Origin of the sequence: Streptomyces apricus (assembly GCF_008369065.1) — a bacterium.
Classification (GTDB): domain Bacteria; phylum Actinomycetota; class Actinomycetes; order Streptomycetales; family Streptomycetaceae; genus Streptomyces; species Streptomyces apricus.
Genome location: NZ_VDFC01000036.1, coordinates 28,609 through 48,325, shown reverse-complemented (window position 1 = coordinate 48,325; position 19,717 = coordinate 28,609). Strand labels below are relative to the sequence as shown.

Annotated in this window: 13 protein-coding genes; 3 read left to right on the top strand and 10 right to left on the bottom strand. The window is 71.2% G+C overall.

Annotated features, from left to right (window positions below; all coding sequences use genetic code 11):
• Positions 1-25 precede the first annotated feature (25 nt).
• The 5 genes from FGF04_RS41655 to FGF04_RS12510 are packed head-to-tail and all read right to left on the bottom strand — an operon-like array spanning position 26 to position 7,885.
• Complete coding sequence (locus FGF04_RS41655) at positions 26-3,199, bottom strand: BTAD domain-containing putative transcriptional regulator (RefSeq protein ID WP_149511383.1); 3,174 nt, start codon at positions 3,197-3,199, stop codon at positions 26-28.
• A gap of 24 nt (positions 3,200-3,223) precedes the next feature.
• The gene (locus FGF04_RS12525) at positions 3,224-4,594 is read right to left on the bottom strand and encodes a methylaspartate mutase (protein ID WP_223146379.1); all 1,371 of its coding nucleotides are present in this window, start codon (positions 4,592-4,594) and stop codon (positions 3,224-3,226) included.
• Entirely contained in the window at positions 4,591-5,106 is a 516-nt protein-coding gene (locus FGF04_RS12520; protein WP_149511382.1) for a cobalamin B12-binding domain-containing protein, read from the bottom strand. Before FGF04_RS12520 ends, FGF04_RS12525 begins: the two co-directional genes overlap by 4 nt.
• Positions 5,100-6,341: a type III PLP-dependent enzyme domain-containing protein gene (locus FGF04_RS12515; protein WP_149511381.1), complete on the bottom strand. Its 1,242-nt coding sequence runs from the start codon at positions 6,339-6,341 to the stop codon at positions 5,100-5,102. The genes FGF04_RS12520 and FGF04_RS12515 overlap by 7 nt, the downstream gene beginning before the upstream one ends.
• The gene (locus FGF04_RS12510; RefSeq protein ID WP_149511380.1) at positions 6,338-7,885 is read right to left on the bottom strand and encodes an AMP-binding protein; all 1,548 of its coding nucleotides are present in this window, start codon (positions 7,883-7,885) and stop codon (positions 6,338-6,340) included. Before FGF04_RS12510 ends, FGF04_RS12515 begins: the two co-directional genes overlap by 4 nt.
• 223 nt (positions 7,886-8,108) lie before the next feature.
• Here FGF04_RS12510 and FGF04_RS12505 point away from each other — a divergent pair, with 223 nt between their 5' ends.
• Positions 8,109-8,357, top strand: coding sequence for an acyl carrier protein (locus tag FGF04_RS12505; protein ID WP_149511379.1), 249 nt, complete (start codon positions 8,109-8,111; stop codon positions 8,355-8,357).
• Between the two features lie 29 nt (positions 8,358-8,386).
• Here the strand turns inward: FGF04_RS12505 and FGF04_RS12500 are convergent, their stop codons facing one another.
• The 5 genes from FGF04_RS12500 to FGF04_RS12480 form a co-directional block, all read right to left on the bottom strand.
• Positions 8,387-9,286 (bottom strand): proline iminopeptidase-family hydrolase, encoded by a 900-nt coding sequence (locus FGF04_RS12500; RefSeq protein WP_149511378.1) that lies wholly within the window; start codon positions 9,284-9,286, stop codon positions 8,387-8,389.
• 94 nt (positions 9,287-9,380) lie between these two features.
• On the bottom strand, positions 9,381-12,203 hold the full coding sequence (locus FGF04_RS12495) for an AAA family ATPase (protein ID WP_149511377.1): 2,823 nt from the start codon (positions 12,201-12,203) through the stop codon (positions 9,381-9,383).
• Between the two features lie 663 nt (positions 12,204-12,866).
• Positions 12,867-13,850: a dTDP-glucose 4,6-dehydratase gene (gene rfbB, locus FGF04_RS12490; protein ID WP_149511376.1), complete on the bottom strand. Its 984-nt coding sequence runs from the start codon at positions 13,848-13,850 to the stop codon at positions 12,867-12,869.
• Entirely contained in the window at positions 13,838-14,824 is a 987-nt protein-coding gene (locus FGF04_RS12485; protein WP_149511395.1) for an aldo/keto reductase, read from the bottom strand. Before FGF04_RS12485 ends, rfbB begins: the two co-directional genes overlap by 13 nt.
• Positions 14,825-14,834: 10 nt before the next feature.
• A complete protein-coding gene (locus tag FGF04_RS12480; protein WP_149511375.1) occupies positions 14,835-16,313 on the bottom strand; it encodes an NDP-hexose 2,3-dehydratase family protein in 1,479 nt (492 codons plus the stop codon).
• 239 nt (positions 16,314-16,552) lie between these two features.
• On the opposite strand from FGF04_RS12480, the gene FGF04_RS12475 reads away from it, so the two are divergent.
• Complete coding sequence (locus FGF04_RS12475) at positions 16,553-17,710, top strand: DegT/DnrJ/EryC1/StrS family aminotransferase (RefSeq protein ID WP_235882303.1); 1,158 nt, start codon at positions 16,553-16,555, stop codon at positions 17,708-17,710.
• 221 nt (positions 17,711-17,931) lie between these two features.
• Positions 17,932-19,717, top strand: a 1,786-nt coding sequence (locus tag FGF04_RS12470; protein WP_149511394.1) for a type I polyketide synthase, incomplete at its 3' end; no start/stop codon positions are given.

Here is a 19,717-nt window from a genome sequence, read left to right as displayed (position 1 = left end):
GGCCGGCGAGTGGCTGCGACCGCGGTCAACCGGGGGCACGGCCGAGGAAGGCCAGGGCCGCCCGCCGGTCCATCGTCCGGCCCCGTTCGTGAGCTGCGCGATAGGCGTCCGGGCCCAGCAGGCGGACCGCCTGCCGGGCGATGCGCGCCACGTCCGGGTCGTGCGCCCGGGAGACGCCCCGCAGGCCGGCGCCGAGACCGAGCTGCACCGCCGCACGCGCCACGTCCCCGGTCAGCAGCGTGGCACCGGCCAGTGCCTCCACGGCCTCCGCGGCACCGGCCAGGTTGCGGCCGATCGTCACGTCCAGCGCCCGCCGGTGCCACTCGGCGGCCCGGGCCGGATCCCGCTCGGCCTCGGCGATCCGGCCCAGTGCCACGAACACCCGGGCCCGCAGTTCCTCGGCCGCGAACCATCCGGTGGCACACGCCCCCAGCGCGGCCTCGTACCGCAGCCGGGCCTCCCGCGGGTCACCGCCGAGACGGGCGATCTCGCCCAGGCCCCACTCGACGGCCGCGGGACGCAGCGGCGCCCCGTTCTCCCGTGCGGTCCCGGCCGCCTGCTCGTACGCCGCCCGCGCCCGGCCGAACTCGCCCACCGCCACCAGCCCGTCGCCCTTGCGGCACAGCAGGTCCGCGATGTCCTCCACCGCGCCCAGCTGCCCCGCCAGCTCCAGTGCCTCGTCGTACAGCGCCTGCGACCGCTCCGGGCGTCCCCGCCAGCCCGCCAGCATGGCCAGCTCGGCCAGGCACAGCACCGTTCCCCAGCGATCCCCCTGGGAGCGGAACTCGTCCAGTGACCGCTCGAACTGCCGCCCGGCCTCCGTCACTTCGCCGCCGAAGAGTGCCATGTGCCCCTGCCCCAACCGGACCAGCGCCCCCGACCAGGGGTCGGAGCGTTCCAGGAGCCCGGACACCTCCAGCGGCCGCGGCAGCCCTGTGCCCATCACCCACAGCACGGTCAGAAAGGGGTACCGGGGCGGCCAGAACGGCTCGGCCATCACCCTCTCGGCACGCGCCAGATGCGCCCGGAGCGTCTCGTCCGCCGCGCCTCCGGCCGCCGCGTTCAGCACACACAGCACGTACTCCTCCTCCAGCCCGGCCGGCGGCCCCGCACCGATCTCCCGCAACAGCGCGACCGAGGCCGAGGCGCCGTCCGAGCGCAGTCCGCGCAGCCACCAGTACGACGACAGCGCGGCGATCATGCCCAGCGCCAGCTCCTGGTCACCGCGCACCGCCCAGCGCAGCGCGGCCTGGAGATCGGCGTGTTCCTCGGTAAGCCGGGACAGCCACCTCAGCTGTTCCGCGCCGCGCAGCCGGGGCTCGGCAGCCCGCGCCAGCCCGGCGAAGCACTCCGCGTGCCGACGCAGCAGCCGCTCCTCCTCGCCCGCCTCGGTCAACCGCTCCGCGCAGAACGCCCGTACGGTGCCCAGCATCCGGTAACGCCCGCCGGTGTCCTCGATCAGCGACTTGTCGGCCAGCCCGGCGAGCAGCTCCACCGTCTCGGCGTCCGGCAGCCCGCACACGGCTCCCGCCGCCTCCAGGGTGAAGGCGCCCGCGAACACCGTCAGCCGCATGGCCAGCCGCCGTTCGTCCTCCTCCAGCAGGTCCCAGCTCCAGCCCACCACCGCGCGCAGCGTCCGGTGACGCGGCGAGGCCGTGCGGCTGCCCCGGCTCAGCAGCCGGAACCGGTCGTCGAGACGGGCGGCGACCGCGTCCACCGGCAGCGCGCGGACCCGGGCCGCCGCCAGTTCGATCGCCAGCGGCAGCCCGTCCAGGGCGCGGCAGATCCGCACCACGGCCGCCACGTTCCCCTCGTCCACCCGGAATCCGGGACGGACCGAGGCCGTCCGGTCGGCGAACAGACGGACGGCCGGATACTCCGTCGCCCGCCGCGCGGTGACCCCCTCGGGCGGCAGGGTGAGCGGCGGCAGCGGGCACAGCGTCTCGCCGGTGATGCCCAGAGCCTCCCGGCTGGTGGCCAGCACCCGGACCCGGGAACAGGAAGTCAGCAGCCGGTGCACCAGCGCGGCGGCCTCCCCGATCACGTGCTCGCAGTTGTCCAGCACCAGCAGCATCGACGTGCCGGACAGGGCGGTGGTGAGCCGCTCGATCACGTCCGGCGGCTGCCCCTGACGGCCGCCGGGGACGAGCGCGCCCTCCCGCATGCCCAGCGCGTTCAGCACCAGGTGCGGCAGCCCCGCCCCGTCCCGGGTACCGCTCAGGTCGACGAACGCGGTGGCGCCCGCCTCCCGGCCCGCGGCCTCGATCGCGAGCCTGGTCTTGCCCGTACCGCCGGGACCGACCACGGTGACCAGCCGCGCCCCGCCGCCGCGCGCGGGCGGTCCCAGCAGCCGGCCCACCCGCTCCAGTTCGTCCCGGCGCCCGACGAAATTGGTCAGCTGGGCCGGCAGCGGAGTGCGGGTGCCCGCGGCCGGGACCGGAGCCGGCCCCGGCGGGGCGTCGTCGCGCAGCACCGTCAGATGGAGCGCGCGCAGGTCGCCGGACGGATCGCTGCCCAGCTCCTCGGCCAGCGCGCGGCGCAGATCCTGGAAGACCGCCAGCGCGTCGGCGCGCCGGCCGCAACCGTGGAGCGCACGCATCAACTGCCCGTACGGGCGCTCGCGCAGCGGATGCTCCGCGACCGACTGCTGCAACTCGGCGACCAGTTCACGGTGCCTGCCCAGCGCGAGATCCGCCTCGACCCGGTCCTCCAGGGCCGCCAGCCGCAGTTCGTCCAGACGCGCCGCCTGCGCGCGGGCGAACGGCGTCGCGGCCAGTCCGGCGAGCGCCGGCCCGGACCACAGGGCCAGTGCCTCGCGCAGCAGCTCGGCGGCCCGGCCGTGGTCACCCGCGGCCAGCTCCCGCCTGCCGTGCGCGCTCAGCCGCTCGAAGCGGTGCGCGTCGACGTCCTGCGGGTCGACCGCCAGCCGGTACCCGGCCGCGTGCGACCGGACCAGTTCGCGGCGGTCGGCCTTGCGCAGCTCCCGGCGCAGCCGGGATACCTGCGAGTGCAGCGCGTTGAGCGCGTCCCCCGGCGGGCGGCTGCCGTACAGACCGTCGATCAGGGTGTCGACCGTGACCGGCCGGTCCGCGTGCAGCGCCAGCAGGACGAGCAGCGAGCGCACCCTGGGCCCGCGGATCCCGACCGGGCTCAGGTCGTCGCGCAGCACCCTCAGCTCGCCCAGGACCCACAGCCGCATACCCCGATTATCACCGACACACCGTCAGAGGCCCTCTGTCCGGTCGGCCTTGGACGATCCGCCGGGGAGACCTTCGCGAGCCCGTACGGGGGCAGGGCCGCCGGTGAGGGGCGCGCGCTCGCCGTCGACGCGGTCGAAGGTCCTGCGCACGTAGTGCAGATCGGCATGGAGTTCGGCAGACGTGACCCCGCGGGCGACCCTGTCGGAGCCGTTCCGCGCCAGCGGCAGAGCTCCCGTGTCCGCCCAGCGCAGCCGGCCTTCGCCGTCGAGACGGCTGCGGGTGCGGCCCCGGTTGTCGGGGTGCACGCAGTAGGGGACGTCCAGGTAACCGCGCGCGAACGCCCGGACCAGCGCGCGACCGAGGTCCGGGCCCAGGCCGAGCACCGCGTGGACCAGTGCCGCCGCCTCCTGGTAGGTCTCGCTGTCCTCGGTGTCGGACCGGCCGTCGCGAGCGGTGCGGGACGCCACCGCGGCGGCGAACTCCAGCGCCGCCACGTTCTCCTCGATCGGCGGGATCTGCCGCGACTCCGCGACCGTCTTGACGATCAGCCGCTCGGCCCCCGAGCGCACCGCCAGCTCGGCCGCCGCCCCCAGCAGCCGGTGGGCGCCGTGGGCGGTGACCGGGTACAGCCCCATGTAGGCGTAGACCACCACGTGCCAGCTCCCGGCCGGGAGCAGCTCCCCGCACAGCCGCCGCAGCGCGGCCACGGCCTCCCGGTCCTGTCCGGCATGGGTCTGCTGGGCATAACTGAGGGAGACGCTGCGTACCCCGTGCTGCTGGAAGAACAGCGCTTCGAGCACGGAGACCGCCACCAGGAGGCCGGGCGGGCACAGCTGGCCCATCAGGCAGCCGCCGAACGTCTCCAGGTGCGGCTCGGCGCCCTCCTCCCGCAGCTCCGCGAACCGCCTCACGCACCGGGTCCAGTTGCGCACCGACTCCTCCAGCGGGGTGCGCCCGTAGGGCAGGCAGTAGGAGACCGGGCCGCCCTCGGTGGCGTTCAGGCCCAGTGCTGCCAGCGCCTCGAAGATGTCCTGCGGCACCGCCGACCCGTGCCGGACCTGGACCGGGAAGTCGGGGCCGTGCAGCCCCGCCAGCATCGCCGCGGTGACCGCCGGATCGTGGGCCACGATCGGGTAGCCGTTCAGCGGGCGGCCCCGGGCCAGGGCGTCGGCGAGTGCCGCGTCGTCCCGCAGCCGGGTGTAGCTGTCCAGGGTCACGGTGCCCACCGTCACCGCGGCGGCGGACCTGGTGGCGGACAGTCCGGCGCGCATCTTCCGCGGGTGGTCGAAGCCCATCCGGGGCTGGACGACGAGGGTGCCGGCCGCGGCCCGCCCTCTGACGAACTCCCCGAAATCCACGCCCGGGAGCACGGCGGCCCGGCGCGGGCCGTTCACGGCGTGGTGCCCTGCGCCCCGGCCACCGTCCGCGGCGCGGCCCGTCCGACGGACTGCCCGGAGGGTTGCCCGGCGGAGTCCCCGGAGCGGAGGTACCGGCACAGGTCCGTGGCGTGCGCGTCGGCGAACACCGCGTCGAAACCGGCTTCCAGCAGGGCCGCGGACTGCCGGTCGCGCTCGGCGGCGTCCTCGACCACGTCGAGCTTGCCGCCGATGACGAGGGGCGTGGCGGCAAGCTCCGGCCGCGCCCGCAGCCGGGGTGCCAGGCGCAGGCCGTCGGTGTAGCCGTGGCCGTTGATGCTGCTGACGACCACCATGGTGGGCCGGCGCAGCACGCACTCCTCGACCAGCAGCGCGTCGGGGACGCACGGGCCCAGGTTGACCACGTGGTAGCCCATTTCCTCCAGCAGCAGCTGCAGCAGGACCAGGTTCCAGGTGTGCGCGTCGGACGCGACGCTGCTGATGACCACAGTGCCGCGCGGGGCGGGCGGCCCCGCCGGTTCGTTCACCACGTCGGCTCCGTCGGCAGGGGGGAGCGCCGGTACTCCAGCCGCGACGCCGAGACGATCTCGCGGCCGCGCACCACCACCTCGGCGGGTGCGGGTCTGCCCAGAAACGCCAGCAGGCTCGCGCTGACGCCGTAGGCGCCGGCGTTGGGCACGGCGACCACGTCACCCGGCCGGAGCAGGGGTACGTCCACCTCCCGGCCCAGCACGTCGCCCGGCGTGCACAGCGGTCCCACCAGACTGGCGGTCGTGACGGACGGGGCGCCGTCGAGCCCCACGGCGGCCGGCAGCAGCCGGCCCAGGCCGGACAGGCCGCCGAACGCGTTGATACCGCCGTCCAGGACGACGAAGGTGCGGGCCCGGCTCTCCTTGACGTTGGTGACCCCCAGCAGCAGGGTGCCCGCGCACGCCACCAGGTACCGCCCCGACTCGAAGGCGACGGCCGGCGCGCCGTCGCGCCAGCCCGGAAGGTGGGTGTCCAGGAGCGACCGGAGCTCGGCCCGCAGCTTCGGGTAGCTGCTCCGGGCGCCCGGCACCCCGTAGGGCGCGGCGAACCCGCCGCCCAGGTCCAGTACGGTCAGGGGCAGGTCCAGCTCTTCCTCGATCGTGGCGGCCTGGACGAGCGTGTGCGCGAACTCGCCGATCAGGCCGGCCTCGTCCTCGGCGTTGCTCAGCGGGAAGAAGTGCAACCCGGCCGGCCGGACACCCTCGGTGCGGCGCAGTTCGGGCAGCGCCTCGGGCAACTGCTCGATGTCGAAGCCGAACTGCGAGGGGCGGCCGGTCATCCGGATACCGGTGGTGGCGCCGGCCTGAGCGCCGTTGACCCGCAGCAGGCAGTCGGCGACCAGGCCGTGCCGCACGGCGGCGGCGCCCACCCGCCGTACGTCGGTGACCGAGTCGGTGGAGAACGTCCGCACCCCGGCGGTCAGCGCGTCCTCCAGTTCGGCGGTGGTCTTGCCCGGCCCGGTGTAGAGGCAGTCGGCCGGGTCGAAGCCCGCCTCCATGGCCGCGGCCAGCTCTCCGCCGGAGGAGATCTCCGCCCGGCAGGCGGCTCCGTCGCCCGCACCCTCGCGCACCGCACGGGCGATGTCGGGGTGCGGGTTGGCCTTGAGCGCGTAGTAGACGTGGCTGCCCTCGGGCAGGGCCTCGAAGAGCTCCGCCCGCGCGGCCTCCACCTCGTCGAGATCGTAGACGTACAGCGGTGTTCCGAAGCGCTCGGCGAGCTCCGCGTAGCGGTTCACGGACCGGTCTCCTCAAGCAGCGCGACCAGTTCCCGGCGGGAGTTCTTCCCATGGGCGGTCAGGGGGAGACCGGCGACCACCCGGCACACCGCCGGCACCTTCGCCGGCTCCAGGCGGGCGGCCATCTCCCGCAGCACCACGTGCGGCTCGACCCCGGGCCCGCCCTCCACGACGATCACCAGGTCGGTGCCGCCGGAGGGAGGGAGGGCGGCCGCCGCCTGCACGCCCGGTACGTCCAGGGCGGCGGCCTCGATCTCCACGGTGCTCATCCGGATGCCCTTGCGTTTGAACATGTCGTCGCGCCGGCCCTCGAAGTACAGGTAGCCGTCGTCGTCCAGCCGCCCGTAGTCGCCGGTGTGCAGCCGCGGCCGGCCGGTCACCGGGTCGACGCGGAACGCGCGGGCGGTCTGCTCGGGCACCCGCCAGTAGCCGGGCATCACATGCGGTCCGGTGGCCACGATCTCGCCGGTCTCCCCGGCCGGCAGCGGCTGCCCTTCGGCGTCCAGGATCAGCACCCGTGTGCCGGGCAACGGCAGCCCGACCGACCCCGGCCGTTCCTCGTCCTCCTCGGGAGGCATGATCGATACGCGCTTGCATTCGGTCTGCCCGAACTGGCGGACCACCCGGGCGCCGGGGAACAGCTCGCGCAGCGCCCGCATCGTCGTGGCCGGCAGGGCCGCCCCGGTGTTGGTGAACATCCGCACCGGCGGCAGCCCGGCCGGACCGCGCCGGGCCAGCGAGACGATCATCTGGGCCAGCGAGGGGACGATCGGTACCACCGTGGCGCGTGTCTCCCGCATCCGCCGCAGCAGGGACAGATCGGACTCCTCGTCGGCCAGCACCAGTTCGCTGCGGCCGATGCACGTCAGCAGCACCTTGTAGAGCCCGTAGTCCCAGGAGATCGGGAAGCGGCAGAACACCACGTCGTCCGGCCGGTACGCCAGGACCTCGTCGATGGCCCGCGAGGCGAAGGTCATCTGCGCGTGCGGGCAGACCACGGCCTTGGGCGCGGCCGTGCTGCCCGAGGTGTACACGAGGACGGCGGTGTCCTGCGGCCGGACCCCGGCGGCCGGCGGCGGGACGCCGCCGTCCGCCAGTGCCTCGACCTGCGGCCACAGCTCGGCCTGGTCGTGCACCGGAACCGCCGCAAGTTCCCGCAGGCGCCCGGTGTTCGAACCGGCCCCGATCACCAGGGCGGGTTCGGAGTCGGCCAGCACGGACCGCAGGTGGAAGGCCTTCATCCCCGGATTGAGCGGCACGAGGACGGCACCGCGGGAGACGGCGCCGTAGAACATCGCGACCAGTTCACGGCGACTGGGCGCCTGGACCACGAGCCGGTCGCCGTGGCCCACGCCCCGGGCGTCGAGCCAGGCGCCGAACGCCCGGCTCAGCCCGCTCAGCCGCCGGTAGGTCCACATCCCGCCTGAGTCGCGCACCGCGGGAGCGTCCGCCGCCGTCAGCACGGCCTGCTCCAGCAGTTCGTGGACCAGCCCGCCGGCCGGCGCCTCGTGCGTGGCGACGCCCGGGACCGCGCGTTCCTTCATGTGCTCCCTCCCGTTCGCACCGACATCCCCGTTTCCGGGTAATTCCGTCGAGAGCCGTTTTCGAATCCGCACACTAAGGACGTGGTGGCCTGCCGAAAGACCCCTAGCCACCCCTATGCAGCCGGATATGCCTCTGGGGGCGTTAAGGGTTGCCCGGACCTGCGCGTTCCCGCTGTGATGTACGCGTTGGATTTTGAGGATTTCGCAATTCTACGGAGTCACCATGTGGGATGAGCGGTTCGAGGAAATCGTGCGCAGGTATCTGCCGTTTCTCGGTCCCGAGGAGATCCTGGAGGAGGACGCGACACTGCGCGACCTCGGCCTGGACTCACTGGGCACGGTGGAACTGCTCGGCGCGCTGGAGAACGCCTACGGTCACAGGCTCGCCGACGACGCGCTGACCCTGGAGACGTTCGCGACGCCGGCGACGCTCTGGACGGTGCTGCGCGATCTGAGCGCGCCCGCGGCCTGATCCGCACATCGGGCGGCCTGATCCGCACATCAGGCGAGGAGCCCGTCCAGGAATCCGGACACCACGGCCCGGAACCTCTCGGGCTCCTCGATGTGCGGTACGTGACTGGACTCCTCGAAGACCTCCCAGCGAACGTCGGGAATGAGGTCCGCGAACGGCTGCATCGTGGCAGGCGTCGCCTCGTCGTGCCGACCCGACGTCAGCAGCACGGGAACGGCGATGTCCGGGCAGCACTCCACGACCGACCAGTCCCGCAGCGTCCCGACGACATGGAACTCCGTCGGCCCGTTCATCGTGAAGTAGACGGTCGGATCGTTGTAGATCTCGTAGAACGACGCCATGAACTCCCGCGGCCAGGGTTTCAGCCGGCACACATGCCGGTCGTAGAAGCAGCGCATCGCCTTGAGATAGGCGTGGCTCTCGGTGGTGCCCGCGGCCTCGTGGCGCAGCAGGGTGTCGTCGACCCCGGGCGGCAACCGGTCGCGCAGCACCTTCATCTCCCGCAGCCACAGCGGATAGGACGCCGGCGAACTCGCGATGACCAGCCCGCGCAGCCCCGGTGGCCGGCCCGCCGCGTGCCGCGCGGCCAGCATTCCGCCCCAGGAGTGGCCGAGCAGCGCATAGCCGTCCGAGACGCCCAGGGCCGACAGCAGGTTGTCCAGTTCGTCCAGGAACAGCGACACCGTCCAGAAGTCCGCGCCCCGGTCCGGCAGATGGGAGGAGCCGCCGTTGCCCAGCTGGTCGTAATGGACGACCGGCCGGCCCTCCTCGGCGAGAGCGGCCAGACCCAGCAGGTAGTCGTGCGTGCTCCCCGGCCCTCCGTGTGCGACGACGAGCGGCGGCCGGCCGGAGTCCAGGTCACCGGTCACCCGGTACCAGGTCTGCCACTCCCCGAACCGCACCCTGCCCCGGGCGGTGGTCACAGCCATGGGGATCACCTCTGTTCCTGGGAAGCGGGCCGACCCGCGGGACGCGGGTGGGCGACGCACGCAGGCTATGCACGCCCTCCACCCGGTTCCACCCCTAATCAGCCGTTCCGCCCCCTACGGAACCGTGGACGCGGCGGTCGCAGCCGGAGCGGCTCGCCGCCGGGTCCACCGCGCTGTCCCCGGTCAGGCGCCGCTGCAGGTCCGCCCGCCCGGAGAGCTGCAACTTGCGGTAGACCCGCGTGAGATGCTGCTCGACCGTACTGATGGTGATGAACAGCTTCCGGGAGACCTCCCGGTTGGTGTCCCCGGCCGCGGCCAGTTCCGCCACCCGCAGTTCTGCCTCGCTGAGCTGCGCCGAGGCGATCACCGACCAGGCAGGCAGCTCGGTCGGCTCGGGACAGGCGGCGGTGCTGGACCGGGGCAGCAGCGTGCGTGCCAGGCGCTCCGCTCCGCAGCGGATCGCGCTGTGCCATGCCTGCTCACCGGTCGCACGGGCCCGCTGGGAGTCCCCGAGGTCCTGGTGGGCCAGGCTCAGGTCCGTCAGCACCAGAAACCGCTGGTACCAGTCGCTGCCCTCGGACAGCAGCTCGGCCGCCTCGGTCAGCGCGGTCAGCCTGCGATGGCCCTCCAGGGCGCCCGCGTACACCCGCAGGGCCGCGCCACGGCTCTGCGGGAGGCTGCCGTGCGGCTGCCGCAGGTGCTGCTCGACCAGACGCCTGGCCTCCGGCCGGTCGCCCTGCGCGAGCGCGGCCTCGGCCGCCCCCAGTCGCCAGGGCACGAACGAGGCCACGTCCATGTTCCAGCGGGTCACCAGCTCCCCGCAGGACAGGAAGTCCCGCTGGGCGATCCAGTGCTGCCCGGCGGCCAGCCGGTAGCGGCCCCGGGCGTGCAGATGGGCCACCCCGTAGAGGGTGCGGGACATCTCCTGAGGCACGATCCACGACAGGTACTCGTCCGCCTGGGCGAGGTTGCCGCGCGCCGTGTGGGTGGACACGAGCACGGCCAGTGGCAGGCCGAGAGCCACTCCCCAGGCCCGTGGCGCCATGTGCTTCAGGGCCGTCTCCGCGTGCCATTCGGCGGCGGAGAGTTCCCCTCTGCGGCGCATGATCTCCGCCCGGATCGCGTGGTGGACACCGCGCGAACTGCTCAGCCCCGGCTCCGCCGTGTCCGCCATGACCCGGCGGTCCCACTCCTCCGCCAGCTCCAGCTCGTCGGCGTAGGCCAGCACCTGGAGCACGGTCGCAACCGCCTCGTTGCGGGTGACCCGCTCACTGAGCACGGACTTGCTGAGCGTGCCGACATCGCTGCGGTCCTGCCCGCCGAACGTCGCGTGCAACGCCCCCTGCAGGCGCAGGGAGCCCGGATCGGCCGCCTCGGAGAGCCGGTCGAACAGCGAGTCGTCCGCCTCTGCCATCCGCGCACGCAGCTCCGGATAGCTGATCGTCGCCCAGCTCAGGAAGCAGTGGAGTTCGGCGCGGTCGGCCGGGTCGGTGGTCCGGCCGGCCGCGTCGGCCAGCATGGTCGCCGCCTCCTCGGCGCGGCCGTGCCACAGGAAGATCCCCGTCAGGGTGACGAGGTCGCGGTCCGGGATCATCCCCCTGCGCTGCAACTCGTAGCACTGGGGCAGGTACTTGATGACCCGGGCCGGGTTCAGCCGCCACTGGACCCTGATCAGCTCGGTGACAACCAGGCCCTTCTCTTCCTCGTCGAGCGGTCCGCGCATGGCCAGCTCCAGGCACACGGCGGCAAAGGCCCAGTCGTTCTGGCCGATCGCCTCCTGTGCCGACTCCCGCAGCACCGAGGCGGCCCACCTCCCGGTGGTGGTCCCGGCGGCCACGAGGTGCCGGGCCACCCGCGACGGACTGAACCCCTCGGCCTGCAACAGCACGGCCACCTGGTAGTGAGTGGCTTGCAGCTGGTCGAACTCGGGGTCTCCCAGCACCATTTCGGAGGCTCCCGGGTGACGGAACCGCATCTCGTGCAGGATCCCGGCGTCCTGCAGTGACCTGACCCGGTAGGCGACGAGGTCGGTGCTGGAGCCGAGGAGCAGCGCCAGCATCTCCACCGAGGCCACCGGGCCGAGTAACGCGATGCCCCGTGCCACCTCCACCGCCTCCGGGCCGCTGCGGTGCAGGGAGGTCAGGACGGCCAACGCCGAGATCTGCCCGGCCTGCACCCTGCCCTCCTCCGGTCGTCCATGGTCCTCCGCCGCTCCGGACCCGGTGCCGCGCGACTCCTCGATGAGCGCGCGCAGCACCAGGGGATTGCCGCCGCTGAAACGGTGGTAGTCCTCGGCGGTGCGCTCCGCGGTGCCGGGGTCCAGGTTCCGGGCCACCACTTCCAGCACTCCCGCGGAGGACAGCGGCGAGAGCGGGAACCGGGTGCAGTGCGGTTCGCGCAACAGCTCGGCGTGGAAGAGCGGAATGTCCAGGCGCGAGCAGTCCGGAAGCACCAGTACCACCATGATCCGGGCGGTCCGGGCGAGCCGGACCAGGTGCAGGACACCGGCCAGTGATTCGGGATCGCCGTGCTGCAGGTCGTCCACGACGACCAGGAGCGGCGTCCTGCGGGAGAAGCGGGCGATGTCCTCCGCGATCTGGCGGTAGGTGCGTTCCGCCGGCGCTGCGTTCACGTCGGGGAAACCCGGGTCCGTAGCCCTTCCGTGTGCCGATTCGAGCCCTTCGGCGAGCTGCTCGAAGATCCCCGCCTGGTCGGGACCTCCGGCGGTGAGCGCCCGGGCGTTGAGTGCCACTGCCCCCAGTTCTTTTTCCGCGATCTGAACCAGGGAATGCGCCAGTTCGGTTTTTCCCACGGCGACCGGTCCAGTGATCACCGCAGTGCTTCCTCTGTTGTCCTGTGCAGCCTGAAGAAGATCCTGTAGATGTGAAAGCGCTTGTGTGCGCTCGATCAGAAACATGCCTCTCCCTGCCCCCGTTCTGTGATGATCCCGGGAGTGCCTCGATTCTGGTCGGTGTGCTGAGTCGATTCTTCATGACGCGAAGACGTCGCTGTGGCGCATGTGAATTCTGTGATGGATGGCGAAAGGACACCGACGGCCATGGCCGCGACGTCGGCGAGGACTCAAGCGGAGTCACAGGCGCAACTACATCGCACGGTTGCCTCACCGGTCAGCCGCACGCCCTGTCCGTAGGGCCTCAGTACCCAGACCCTACGCCCCTGATTCCCCGTACTCCAAGCCTTCGTTGGGTACTCAGAAACCTGTGGGACGGCACCGCCGGGAGATGCGCGCGCGCCGGAGCGCGCCCCCGGAGGTCAGGGGCGTCCGGAATCTTTGCACGTTACTCATGGGTTAATTTCCGGACACGACTGCGCGATCTGGTGCTGGACCGGCCGGAACGCTTTCATGGGGCGAGTGATCTTCCTGAGAAATTGCCGTTCCCGAAGAATGGAACATGTCATTCCCTGCCCGTGCGGAACGAGTGGCTCCTGAATGGGTGGATCACGCAATTCCTGATGCGGCGCGGAAGCGGTACCTGCCCATCCGGTGTGGTGCGGACGAGAAACCGGTGCGCCAGGCCTTCGCGCGGGACGGGAGATGACGGGAGTGGTCGGACAGCCCTCAGCGCGGATGCGCCAGCAGCGGTTTCCACCAGCCCGGGTTGTCCACGTACCAGCGGATCGTGGCCTCCAGCCCTTCGTCGAAATCCGTCATGGGGCGGAAGCCCAGGGCCCGCAGCCTGTCGCCGTTCAGGGAGTAACGCCGGTCATGGCCCTTGCGGTCGGCAACCCATTCGATCATCTCCGGCCCCAGACCGAGGGCGTGCAGCAGCCGCTCGGTGAGCGAGAGGTTGGTCAGCTCCGTGTCCCCCGAGATGTGATAGGTCTCGCCCGCCGCGCCGCGCTCCGCCACCAGCTGGATGCCCCGACAGTGGTCGTCCACATGGATCCAGTCCCGGGTGTTCATCCCGTCTCCGTACAGCGGAACTCTGCGTCGCTCCAGAAGACGGGTGACGAAGAGCGGAATCACCTTTTCGGGAAACTGGTACGGGCCGTAGTTGTTGCCGCACCGGGTGACCCGTACGTCGAGACCGTGCGTGCGCGCACAGGCCAGCGCCAGCAGATCACCGCCCGCCTTGGCGGCCGCATAGGGGGAGTTGGGCGAGACGGGGGCGTCCTCCCGCCACGAACCCTCCGCCACACTGCCGTAGACCTCGTCCGTGGACACCTGGACGAACTGCGGGACATCCGCGTCCAGACAGGCCAGCGCCAGCCGGTGCGCACCCATCACATTGGTCCGTGCGAAGGCACCCGACGAGGCGATGGAACGGTCCACATGCGTCTCCGCGGCGAAGTTAATCACCACGTCGTGGCCCGGCACCACCTCGGCGAGCAGTTCGGTGTCGCAGATGTCGCCGTGCACGAAGCGAAAACCGCCCTCGGCCGGTGCCAGGTTGTCCATGTTCCCCGAGTAGGTGAGCTTGTCGAGAACGGTGACGGCGGCCCCCGCCCACGCCGGATAGCCGCCGGCCACCAGCGTCCTCACGTAGTGCGAACCGATGAACCCGGCCCCTCCGGTGACCAGTACCCGGCTCACCACGCCCATGCCTCCGGAGCGGGCCCGCCGTTGCCGACCGGCGGGAACAACTCTTCCAGACCACCCAGCAGTTCCTCGTCCAGGGTGAGCTCCAGTGCCCGGCACGCCCCGTCCAGCTGCCCGGCGGTGCGCGGACCGATCACCACCGAGGTCACCCCGGGACGACCGAGCAGCCAGGCGAGCGCCACCTCGGACGGATCCAGCCCCTGTCGCTCGCACAGCTTCTCGTAGCGGCCGATCGCCTCCCGCCAGGTCTCCAGGGCCGTCATGGCGCGGCCCTGCGCCGTCTTGACCGCGCTGCCCTCCTGCAGTTTGCGCAGCGCGCCGCTCAGCAACCCGCCGTGCAGCGGCGACCAGACCAGCACCCCGATCCCGTACGCCTGCGCGGCCGGGATCACCTCCAGCTCCACCTGGCGCGTCACCAGGTTGTAGACGCACTGCTCCGACACCACACCCAGGAAGTGCCGCCGACGGGCCGCCTCCTGCGCCGCGGCCAGATGCCAGCCCGCGAAGTTGGACGAGCCGACGTAACGGATCTTGCCCTGCTGCACCAGCACCTCCATGGCCTGCCAGACCTCCTCCCAGGGGGCCGCCCGGTCCACATGGTGCATCTGGTACAGATCGATCCAGTCGGTGCGCAGCCGCCGCAGCGAGTTCTCGCAGGCGGCGATGATGTGACGGGCCGAAAGCCCCTGGTCGTTGACCCGGTCGGTCATCGGGTTGAACACCTTGGTGCCGAGCACCACCCGCTCGCGCCGCTCGCCGCCCCGGGCGAACCACTCGCCGATCAGCTCCTCCGTGAAGCCCCTGTGGACCTGCCAGCCGTACTGGTCGGCGGTGTCGAAGACGTTGATGCCCCGGTCCAGGGCGTCGTCCATCAGGGCGAACGCCTCGTCCTTGGTGGTGCGCACTCCCAGATTGAGCGTGCCCAGACCCAACCGGGAGATCCGCAGCGCGGTCCTGCCCAGCCGGGCGTACGGCATGACGGTCATCTCACCGCACCTCCTCGCTCGACCCGATCAGGCTGTACAGACAGGCGATCAGGCTACGGGCCTCGATGTTGACGTAGTGGCTGTGCCGCAGGAACTCGGCGAGCTGATGCAGGGCGACCCAGCGGAAGCAGTCGTCCTCGACGCGATGGTCGGCATCCAGTTCCACGATCAGATAGCGGTTGCGCGCGTGATAGAAACGGCCGCCCTCCTCCGACTGGAGGCTGTCGAACCGGATCCGGTCCCTGTCGGCGTTGAGCACCGTCTCCAGGAACCGCAGCTGTGCCGGCCGCGGACCCGGCAGGTAGTTCGACGGCGTGCACTGCACCGTGGGCGCCAGCTCGATCCCGTCCACCAGCCCGCCCTGGACCCGCGCGTTGACGAGGACGTGCAGCACCCCGTCCAACTGGGTGACCAGGAAGGCCACCACCCCGGGACCGCACGGCTCGATCATCGGCTGCGACCACTGGCGCACCTCCCGGCTCCCGACCCGCACATCGACGCCGACGACCCGGAAGAACCGGCCGTCCTCGTGCGCGATGTCGAACTCCGAACGCTGCCAGTCGGCCACCTTGCGCAGCGGCACCCGGCGGGTGCGCACCTCGGTCTCGGCACGCATCTCGGTCAGCCAGCTGCGGATCCGCGCCGTGGAGTGCAGACTGCCCTGCTCGTCACTGCACGACCGCGTGACCGCCGAACGCAGGTCGTCGGACAGCGGAAAGGCCGTCGCGAGGCTGGCACCGACGAAGGGCAGACAGGCCAGCACCGTCCTGGAGTCCATGTTGATGACGTCGTCGGTGGCCAGCAGACGGTGGATCTGGCCCAGCGTCAGCCAGCAGAAGTTCTCCCCGACCTCGACGTCGTCCTCCAGCTCCACCACCACGTTGCGGTTGCGCTTCTGGTAGAACCAGGATCCCTGCTCCGACTGGAGCACGTCGGCCAGCACCCGGTGCCCCTCGGTCTGCTGGAAGTGTTCCACGTACGGCACCGCATTGCCCCGGTGCACCCGTGTGTAGTTGCTCCGGGTGGCCTGCACGGACGGCGACAGCTGCACACCGTTGTGGTTGCCCGGCTCATTCTTCGCCTGCATGAGGAAGTGCAGGACACCGCCGAACTCCCGAGCGAGGAAACCCAGGATCCCGATCTCCGGCTGGTGGATCATCGGCTGGCTCCAGGTCTGCGGCAGCCCGTCGGACACCACCTGTGTCTCCACGCCCTCCACCGTGAAGAACCGCCCCGTGTCGTGCACCAGGTTCCCGGTGTCCGGCTCGGTCCGCCAGCCGGACAGATCGTTCAGCGGGACCTTGCTCACGTGCGCCATGTTCCGGCGCCGTCGCTCGGCGAACCACCGGTGGAACTCCTCCGTGCTGGTGACCACTCCCTCGTCCGACAGCGTCGACTCGGCGATCCACGTGGCTATTCTGCCCGCGGTCTGCTGGTCGGGCGGTTTCAGCGACGGCGGTGCGGAAAACGGATCGGCCATGGGGGACCCCTTTGTGACACTCTGGGAAAATGTGGCTGACCGCGGCCAGCGTAGTAATTGCCGATCGGCGTTTAAAGAGGAATGATGCAGGTCGGTCGCCCCTGTGCCTGTTCACGGCCCGGAATAGGGGGCGAAGAGGGCGGACTAGGGGAGACACCCCCTGCGAACCCGGCACGGTAGGGGTGGGCTCGTTCGGCATAGGGGTTATCCGTCCGCGTTCCCCTATTTACGCTCGACGCGTGTCCGAACTACCGCGATTCCCGGAACCACTGCATGTCGGCCGCCCCAATATAGGCGACCGCAAGCGCCTCCAGGAGAGAATCGACACCGCGCTGGACCGACGCTGGCTCAGCAACGGTCCGCTGGTCCTGGAACTGGAGGAGACGGTGGCGGCCCTGGCCGGCACCGCTCACTGCGTTGCCACGTGCAACGGCACCGTCGCCCTGCAACTGGCCGCGCGGGCCTGTGGCGTCGAGCCGGGGACGGAGGTCATCGTCCCCGCCTTCACCTGGGTCGCCACCCCGCACGCGCTCAGCTGGATCGGTGTCACCCCGGTCTTCTGCGACGTGGACGAGGAGACCGCCAACCTCTCCCCGGCACTGGTCAAGGAACTGATCGGACCGGCGACCGGCGGCATCCTCGGCGTGCACGTGTTCGGACGGCCCTGTGCCGTCGACGAACTGACGGACATCGCCGCCGCGGCCGGCCTGCCTCTGATGTTCGACGCCGCGCACGGCCTCGGCAGCACCTACCACGGTAGGCCTGTCGGCGGATTCGGCTCCGTCGAGGTGTTCAGTTTCCACGCCACCAAGTTCATCAACAGCTTCGAGGGCGGTGCACTGGTCACCGACGACCCCGGGATCGCCGCCCGCGCACGGGCCATGCGCAACTTCGGCATCGGGGAGGACGGCCTCGTCCAGTCCCACGGAACCAACGCCAAGATGGGCGAGGCGAGCGCGGCCATGGGGCTCACCTCGCTGGAGAACATGGACGCTCTCATGGCGTACAACTCCCTCAACCACGACAGGTACGAGCGGGGCCTCGAGGGTCTGCCGGGCGTCAGCGTCCGCCGGCAGGCGCCGGGGGAGCGCGCCAACCACCAGTACGTCGTCGTCGAGATCGACGAGACGGCCGCGGGCATCCACCGGGACGGCGTCCACGAGATCCTGGAACGCCACAACGTCCGCTCCCGCCGTTACTTCCACCCCGGCTGCCACCGGCACGAGCCCTACCGCAGCCGTCCCGAGGTCCACGCGCCACTGCCCCTGCCCCACACCGAAGGGCTCTCCGAGCGGGTCCTGTCACTCCCGACCGGATCGGTCATCGGCGCCGAGGAGATCTCAGGGGTCTGCGACATCATCCGATGGGCCGTCGGACCGACGAGAACCGGAATGTGAAACGGCTGCCGTATGAATGCGCTCGTCCGACGCACGAACAGAGCAATGAAAACGAACAGCGACAGTGACAGCAGCAGCAGTAGTGACAGTGACAGCGACGCCGATGGTCGCGGAAGCGGGTCCGGAACTGAACAAGGGAATTCCCGCTCCGCCGGTGACGTCCGCACATCGGTGAAGGGTGACGCCTAATTCCCGGAAATGTCGAGCAGGCGGGTGCAGGGATGTCGAACGAAGAGAAACTTCTCGATTACCTCAAGCGGACCACCGCGGATCTGCGCGAGGCCCGCCGGCGTCTGCGCGAAACCGAGGGAAGGGAGCACGAGCCGATCGCCGTCGTCGGCATGAGCTGCCGTCTCCCCGGAGGGATCACCACCCCGGACGACCTGTGGCGACTGGTCTCCGCGGGCGAGGACGGCATCGGACCCTTCCCCGGCGACCGCGGCTGGGACGTCGAAGGGCTCTACGATCCTGATCCCGACAGCACCGGGCACAGCTACGTCCGCGAGGCCGGGTTCCTCGACGGCGTCACGGACTTCGACGCCGAGTTCTTCGGCATCTCACCGCGTGAGGCCCAGGCCATGGACCCCCAGCAACGGCTCCTTCTGGAAACCTGCTGGGAAGCACTGGAACACGCCGGTCTCGACCCCGCGACGCTGCGCGGCAGCAGCACAGGCGTGTTCGGCGGCGTCATGTACTGCGACTACGGATCCGCCGCGGCCGACATCCCCGAAGAACTCGAGGCGTACCTGGCCGCCGGCAGCGTCGCGAGCATCGTCTCCGGGCGTGTGTCCTACCTCTTCGGTCTGGAAGGACCGGCGGTCTCGGTGGACACGGCCTGCTCCTCCTCACTGGTGAGCCTTCACCTGGCCGCCCAGGCGCTGCGCCGCGGTGAGTGCGCACTCGCCCTGGCCGGCGGGGTCACGGTGATGTCCACGCCCAGGATGTTCGTCGAGTACAGCCGCCAGCGCGCCTTGGCACCCGACGGTCGGTGCAAGGCGTTCTCGGCGTCGGCCGACGGCACCAGCTGGTCGGAGGGGGTGGGGGTGCTCGTCCTGGAGCGGCTGTCGCAGGCGCGACGCAACAATCACCGGGTGCTGGCCGTCATCCGGGGTTCGGCGGTCAACCAGGACGGTGCCAGCAGCGGTTTCACCGCTCCGAACGGTCCGTCTCAGCAGCGGGTGATCCGGCAGGCACTTGCCGACGCGGGTCTGTCTCCGGCCGACATCGATGTGGTGGAGGCGCACGGTACGGGGACGGCGTTGGGTGATCCGATCGAGGCGCAGGCGTTGTTGGCGACGTATGGGCAGGGTCGGCCGGAGGGTCGGCCGTTGTGGCTGGGCTCGTTGAAGTCGAACATCGGGCACACCCAAGCCGCTGCCGGGGTGGCGGGTGTGATCAAGATGGTCATGGCGATGCGTCATGGTGTGCTGCCGCGGACGTTGCACGTGGATGAGCCGTCGCCGCACGTGGACTGGTCGGCGGGTGCGGTGCAGCTGCTCACCCAGGCTCAGCCCTGGCAACCCGACGGTCATCCCCGCCGGGCGGGTGTCTCCTCCTTCGGTATCAGTGGCACCAACGCCCACCTGATCCTGGAGGAGGCACCGGATCTTTCGGCGGAGTCTTCGGTCGAGCCTGCTGCCGCTCTTCCCGCGGTGCCGTGGGTGGTGTCGGCGCGTACGGAGGAGGCGCTGCGGGAGCAGGCGGCGCGACTGGCGGCCCATGTCACCGAACAGGACCTGGACCCGGTCGATGTCGGATACTCGCTGGCCACCACCCGCGCCGCACTGGAGCACCGGGTGGTGGTGGTCGGTGCGGACCGGGCCGAGCTGGTGGGTGGGTTGGAGGCGGTGGCCCGCTGTGAGCGGCTGGGTGGGGTGGCGGTCGGAGGTCGGCTGGCGTTCCTCTGTTCCGGTCAGGGCAGTCAGCGGCTGGGGATGGGGCGGGAGTTGTATGACGCCTTTCCGGTGTTCGCCCGCGTCCTGGACGAGGTGGTCGATGAGCTGGGTC